Consider the following 6,242-nt stretch of genomic DNA (forward strand, 5'->3'; position numbering starts at 1 on the left):
AAGTCCGCGTAGGTGTGGCGCAGCCCCCGGTGGGCGGCGATCCGCTCGGCGAAGACCAGGCCCTCCAGCAGCGAGTTGGAGGCCAGCCGGTTGGCGCCGTGCACACCGGTGCAGGCGACCTCGCCGCAGGCGTACAGGCCGGAGACGGTGGTGCGGCCCCGGTCGTCGGTGCGCACCCCGCCGGAGGCGTAGTGCGCGGCCGGCGCGATCGGGATCGGCTCGGTGACCGGGTCGATGCCGTGCGCGCGGCAGGACGCCAGGATGGTCGGGAAGCGGCGCTCCCACATCTCGGCGCCGAAGTGCCGCCCGTCCAGGTACATGTGGTCGGTGCCCTGGAGCAGCATCCGGTTGGTGATCCCCTTGCTGACGATGTCGCGCGGTGCCAGCTCGGCCAGCTCGTGCCGCCCGACCATGAACCGGACACCGTCCGCGTCGACCAGGTGGGCGCCCTCGCCGCGGACCGCCTCGGAGATCAGCGGCTGCTGGCCCTCGGCCTCCGGGCCGAGCCAGAGCACGGTGGGGTGGAACTGGACGAACTCCAGGTCGGTGACCTCGGCGCCGGCCCGCAGCGCGAGCGCCACGCCGTCGGCGGTGGAGACCGCCGGGTTGGTGGTGGCCGAGAAGACCTGGCCCATGCCGCCGGTGGCGAGCACCACCGCGCGGGCCCGGACGGCGCCGACGCCGTCCCGCCGGCCCTCGCCCATGACGTGCAGGGTCAGTCCGGCGGCGTGCCCGTCGGCGTCGGTGAGCAGGTCGAGGACGAGGGCGTGCTCGATGAGCTCCACCTCGGGGTCCCGCCGGACGGCGTCGACCAGGGCCCGGGATATCTCGGCGCCGGTGGCGTCGCCGCCGGCGTGCGCGATCCGGTTGCGGTGGTGGCCGCCCTCGCGGGTGAGCAGGATCGCGCCGTCCTCGCCCCGGTCGAAGGCGGCGCCGACCGCGATCAGCCGGCGGACCGCGTCCGGGCCCTCGGTGACCAGGGCGCGGACGGCGTCCTCGTCGCAGAGGCCGACGCCGGCCACCAGGGTGTCGGTCAGGTGCTGCTCGGGGGTGTCCCCCTCGCCCAGGGCGGCCGCGATGCCGCCCTGGGCCCAGCGGGTGGAGCCGTCGTCCAGCATCGCCTTGGTGACCACGATGGCCCGCAGGCCGGCCTTGCGGACGTTGAGCGCGACGGTGAGCCCGGCCACGCCGGAGCCGACCACGACGACATCGGTGTCGGTGGTCCAGCCCGGCGCGGGGGCGGTGAGGCGGTGCGTGACGGCGGACATGACGTGGTGGCTCCTTAGCGCGCGGCGGCGTCGACGGCGCCGCTGCCGCCACGGTACGCCGCGTCCCCGCGCAGCAGTCCGGTGCCCTCCCCGGCCTCGGCGGGGTCCCCGCCGGTGCCGGTGATCCGGTTGTGCTCGTCGACGAAGACGACCTTGGGCAGGTAGCCCTTGGCCTCGGCGGTGTCCATCTGCCCGTAGGCGATCAGGATGACGAGGTCGCCGGGGTGGACCAGGCGGGCGGCGGCGCCGTTGATGCCGATGACGCCGGAGCCGCGCGGGCCGGCGATGGTGTACGTCTCCAGCCGGGCGCCGTTGTTGATGTCGACGATGTGGACCAGCTCGCCGGGGAGCAGGTCGGCGGCGTCGAGCAGGTCCTCGTCCACCGTGACGGAGCCGACGTAGTGCAGGTCGGCCTGGGTCACGGTGGCCCGGTGGATCTTGGACTTGAGCATGGTGCGGAGCATTGCGGGTCACGCCTCCTGTGAGTGCATGCCTAGGGGAACCGCTGTCGGAGGTACCGGGCGGTACTACCGGACGATGACGCGGACGTTGTCGATCAGGCGGGTCGAGCCCACCTTCGCGGCGACGGCCAGCACCGCCTCGCCCTGGAAGTCGTCCGGCGCCTCGGTGAAGTCGTGCGGATCGATCAGGGCGAAGTAGTCGAGGTCCACGCCCTCGGCGGCGTCCAGCACGGCCGCGGCGGCCTCGCGCACGGCCTTCGGGCCCTGCGCGGCCGCGTCCCGGCCGGCGAACAGCGCCTCGGACAGGGCGAGGGCGCGGGTGCGCTCCTCCGGGGAGAGGTAGCGGTTGCGGGAGGAGAGCGCCAGGCCGTCCTCCTCGCGGACGGTCGGCACCCCGACCACCTCGACGTCGAAGTCGAGGTCGGCCACCATCCGGCGGATGACCGCCAGCTGCTGGGCGTCCTTCTCGCCGAAGAAGGCGAAGTCCGGGTCGGTGATGTGCAGCAGCTTGGCGACCACGGTCAGCACCCCGTCGAAGTGGCCGGGCCGGGTGGCGCCCTCGTAGCGCTCGCCCATCGGGCCCGCGGCCAGCCGCACCTGCGGCTCGCCGTTCGGGTAGACCTCGTCGACGGACGGCGCGAAGACCACGTCGGCTCCGTTGGCCTCGGCGAGCCGCACGTCCTCGTCCAGGGCGCGCGGGTAGCGCTCCAGGTCCTCGCCGGCGCCGAACTGCAGCGGGTTGACGAAGACCGAGACGGCGACCCGGCCGTCCCGGCCGACCTGCTTGCGGGCGGCGCGGATCAGCGCGGCGTGGCCCTCGTGCAGGGCGCCCATCGTCATCACGACCGCGTTGTCCACCGGCTGCTCGTCCGGCCAGAACGCCGCCTCGAAGTCGTCGACGGTGCGCGTGACCACGGCCCGGTGGACCTTCGGGGCGCGCTGGGCCTTGCCCGGCTGCTTGCCGCGTGCCATTACTGCTTCTCCTCGTTCAGTACGTCCAGCAGCGCCGCCGCCGACGTTTCGTCGATCGTCCCGTGGGCCAGGGCCCGCTGGGCGGTGGCGCGGGCCATCGCCCGGTAGGCGGCCGGGATGTCCGGGGACACCGTACTGAGCTGCGCCAGGTGGCGCCGCACGGTGCCGGCGTCGCCCCGGGCGACCGGGCCGGTGAGGGCCGCGTCGCCGGAGCGCAGCGAGTTGTCGAGCGCGGCGCCGAGCAGCGGGCCGAGCATCCGGCCGGGCTCGGCGACGCCCGCCGAGCGCAGCAGCTCCATCGCCTGCGCGACCAGTGTGACCAGGTGGTTGGCGCCGTGCGCGAGGGCGGTGTGGTAGCGCGGGCGGACGTCCTCGGGCACCCACTCGGGCTCGCCGCCCATCTCCACCACCAGCGCCTCGGCGACCGGGCGCAGTTCCTCCGGGGCGGTCACCCCGAACGGGCAGCCGGCCAGCCGGGCCAGGTCGACGGAGGTGCCGGTGAAGGTCATCGCGGGGTGCAGCGCCAGCGGCAGGGCGCCGGCCAGGGTGGCCGGCTCCAGCACGGCCACGCCGTGCGCGCCGGAGGTGTGCACCAGCAGCTGGCCGGGGCGGACGGCGCCGGTCGCGGCGAGGCCGGCCACCAGGTCGGCCAGCGCGTCGTCGGGGACGGTGAGCAGCACCAGGTCGGCGGCGGCCAGCACCTGCGGCGGGCTGACGATCCGCACGCCCGGCAGCAGCGCCTCGGCGCGGCGGCGGGAGGCGGCGGACACCCCGGAGGCGGCGACCACCTTGTGGCCGGCCAGCTGCAGGGCGGCGCCGAGCGCCGGGCCGACCCGGCCGGTGCCGACCACGCCGACGGCGAGGCGGGCGGGGCGGTTGCCGGGGTCGGCCGGGTCGTCGAGTGGGGCCAGATCGCCGTAGTCGGACAGACTCACGCACCCACCTTTGTCCAGGGGTCCCGTTCCGGTCCACTCGGGGGTACCGGACGTACCGGCCCATTCTACGGGGGGCGGGAACGGGCCCGGGCGGCCTAGTCCGAGGCGCCGGCGCGGATCAGGCCGGCCTCGTAGGCCAGGACCACGGCCTGGACGCGGTCGCGCAGGTTCAGCTTGGCCAGGATCCGGCCGACGTGGGTCTTCACGGTGGCCTCGGAGAGCACCAGCCGGGCCGCGATCTCCCCGTTCGACAGGCCCTGGGCGACCAGCAGGAACACCTCGCGCTCGCGCTCGGTGAGCGGGCCGAGGGTGTCCGCCCGGCCGGAGCCGCTCTGCGGGGTGGGCAGCACCTCGGCGAACCGGTCGATCATCCGGCGGGTGGTGGTCGGCGCGACCACCGCGTCCCCGCCGTGCACGGCGCGGATCGCGGCCACCAGCTCGGTCGGCGGCACGTCCTTGAGCAGGAAGCCGCTGGCGCCGGCCTTGAGCGCGGCGAAGGCGTACTCGTCGAGGTCGAAGGTGGTGAGGATGAGCACGTGCGGGGCGTCCGGCAGCGGGCTGCCGTCCTCGGCCAGGCAGATCCGACGGGTGGCCTGCACACCGTCCAGCCGCGGCATCCGGACGTCCATCAGGATCACGTCCACCGCGGTGTGCCGGAGCTTCTCCAGGGCCTGGGCGCCGTCCCCGGCCTCGGCGGCGATCTCGATGTCGCCCTGCGACTGCAGGATCATCCGGAATCCGGTACGCAGCAGCTCCTGGTCGTCGACCAGCATCACGCGGATGGTCAAGGGTGGCTCCTAGCTCCTCGGGGGGAACGGCGGGGGTCGGCGGGCGGGCGCCCGGCGGCCCGGGTCAGTGGGCCGCCTTGAGCGGCAGCACGGCGCGGATCCGGAAGCCGCCGCCGGGCCTCGGCCCGACGTCGAGGCTGCCGCTGACCATGCCGACCCGCTCGCGCATGCCGATCAGGCCGTGGCCCTGGCCGTCGGTGCCGCCGGCGGCCAGCTGTTCGTCGGTGCTGCCGCGTCCGTCGTCCTCGATCAGGACGGCCAGCTCGCGCTCGCCGAAGTCGACCGCGACCCGGGCGTGCACATCGGGGCCGCCGTGCTTGCGGACGTTGGTGAGCGCTTCCTGGACGATCCGGTAGACCGTGAGCTCGACGCCGCGCGGCAGCTCGCGCGGGTCGCCCGAGGTCGCGAAGTCCACCTGGAGGCCGGCCGTGCGGACCTGGTCCAGCAGCTCCGGCAGCTCCTCGACGCCCGGCTGCGGCACGTACTCCTCGCCCTTGGTGTCGGCCGTGCGCAGCACGCCGAGCAGCCGGCGCATCTCGACCAGCGCCTGCCGGCCGGTGGAGGCGATGGTGCCCAGCGCCTCCTTGGCCTGCTGGGGCGAGTTGTCCAGCACGTACGCGGCGCCGTCCGCCTGGACGATCATCACCGAGACGTTGTGCGCGACCACGTCGTGCAGCTCGCGGGCGATCCGCGCCCGCTCGGCGGCGACCGCCACCTTGGCCTGGGCGTCGCGCTCGCGCTCCAGCCGGGCCGCGCGGTCCTCCAGCTCCACCAGGTAGGCCCGGCGGACCCGGGTGAGCCGCCCCCACGCCCAGCAGAGGATGAACGGGGTGGTCATCATCCCGCCGAAGAACAGCGCCTCGGGGACGGAGTACTCGACGTAGCTGATGTCGCCGTCGGGCATCCGGGTGGCCTTCTCCGGATCGAGCCGCCAGAAGACCAGCGGGCCGGCCAGCAGTCCGGCGGCCAGCGCCGCCCGGGACGTCCACCGCCCGCCGAACGCGGCACCCGTGTAGGCGAACACCAGATAGGCGATGCTGGAGATCGCCGGGGTGACGTCGAGGGCCACCTGGGTGAGGCCGATCGCGATCGCGGCGGCCACCGTCAGGTCGGGGAAGCGGCGCCGGAACACCATCAGCAGCGGCAGCACGACGGCGACGACGGTGGCGACCGCCGCGCGCCAGCCGGTGTTGTCGCTGCCCTCCTCCGGCAGCAGGCCGAGGACGAGCACCAGCGCGGCCCAGGCGGAGTCGACCACCATGGGGTGTCGGCGGAGCCACGCGTTGAGTCGATGCACGGGTCAAGCGTAGGCAGGCGCGGTGTGTCCCCAGGTCCGCCGGGAGGGCGATCCGTCCTACTCCCTAGGTCGGAGAGGGCGGTGTACCGATGCCGTACGGATTGGGCGGGTACGGACCGGGTGTGTAGCGTCCCGCCGTATGACCTGGATGCGGTGGGCGCCCGCGACGGAGCGCGCCCTCTACGGACCCGACGGCGGCTTCTACCGCAGGCCGGAGGGCCCCGCCGGGCACTTCCGCACCTCGGTGCACGCCTCGCCGCTGTTCGCCCGGGCGGTGGCCCGGCTGCTTCTTGAGGTGGACGCGGCGCTCGGCCGTCCGGAGGAGCTGGCGTTCGTGGACGTCGGGGCCGGGCGGGGCGAGCTGGTCGCCGGGGTGCTGGCGGAGCTGCCGGAGGTGGTGGGGGAGCGGCTTCGGGTGTACGCGGTGGAGCTCGCCGACCGTCCGCCGGGGCCGCCCGCCGGTCCAACCCGCGCGATCGCGTGACAATCGCGCTCGAACGGGTGACGCGAGGGGCGACGGG

Annotated in this window: 6 protein-coding genes and 1 pseudogene; 1 reads left to right on the forward strand and 6 read right to left on the reverse strand. The window is 74.8% G+C overall.

Annotated elements, in window-relative coordinates; all coding sequences use genetic code 11:
• The 6 genes from ABD308_RS21945 to ABD308_RS21970 all read right to left on the reverse strand — a co-directional run.
• A partial coding sequence (locus tag ABD308_RS21945) for an L-aspartate oxidase (RefSeq protein ID WP_344337817.1) occupies nt 1-1,268 on the reverse strand: 1,268 nt, incomplete at its 3' end.
• A gap of 14 nt (nt 1,269-1,282) precedes the next feature.
• Complete coding sequence (gene panD / locus ABD308_RS21950; protein WP_344337818.1) at nt 1,283-1,732, reverse strand: aspartate 1-decarboxylase; 450 nt, start codon at nt 1,730-1,732, stop codon at nt 1,283-1,285.
• Between the two features lie 63 nt (nt 1,733-1,795).
• Nucleotides 1,796-2,701 carry a pantoate--beta-alanine ligase gene (panC, locus tag ABD308_RS21955; RefSeq protein ID WP_344337820.1) on the reverse strand — a complete coding sequence of 302 codons (906 nt, stop codon included), beginning with the start codon at nt 2,699-2,701 and terminating at the stop codon, nt 1,796-1,798.
• A complete protein-coding gene (locus tag ABD308_RS21960) occupies nt 2,701-3,636 on the reverse strand; it encodes a Rossmann-like and DUF2520 domain-containing protein (protein ID WP_344337822.1) in 936 nt (311 codons plus the stop codon). The genes panC and ABD308_RS21960 overlap by 1 nt, the downstream gene beginning before the upstream one ends.
• A 95-nt stretch (nt 3,637-3,731) precedes the next feature.
• Complete coding sequence (locus tag ABD308_RS21965) at nt 3,732-4,424, reverse strand: response regulator (protein WP_344337823.1); 693 nt, start codon at nt 4,422-4,424, stop codon at nt 3,732-3,734.
• 64 nt (nt 4,425-4,488) lie between these two features.
• The gene (locus tag ABD308_RS21970) at nt 4,489-5,721 is read right to left on the reverse strand and encodes a sensor histidine kinase (protein ID WP_344337825.1); all 1,233 of its coding nucleotides are present in this window, start codon (nt 5,719-5,721) and stop codon (nt 4,489-4,491) included.
• Nucleotides 5,722-5,860: 139 nt separating this feature from the next.
• Between ABD308_RS21970 and ABD308_RS21975 the strand changes: the two are divergent.
• A pseudogene (locus tag ABD308_RS21975) lies at nt 5,861-6,242 on the forward strand (SAM-dependent methyltransferase); the annotation flags it as partial.

Origin of the sequence: Kitasatospora putterlickiae (assembly GCF_039527695.1) — a bacterium.
In the GTDB taxonomy this organism is placed as follows: Bacteria; Actinomycetota; Actinomycetes; order Streptomycetales; family Streptomycetaceae; genus Kitasatospora; species Kitasatospora putterlickiae.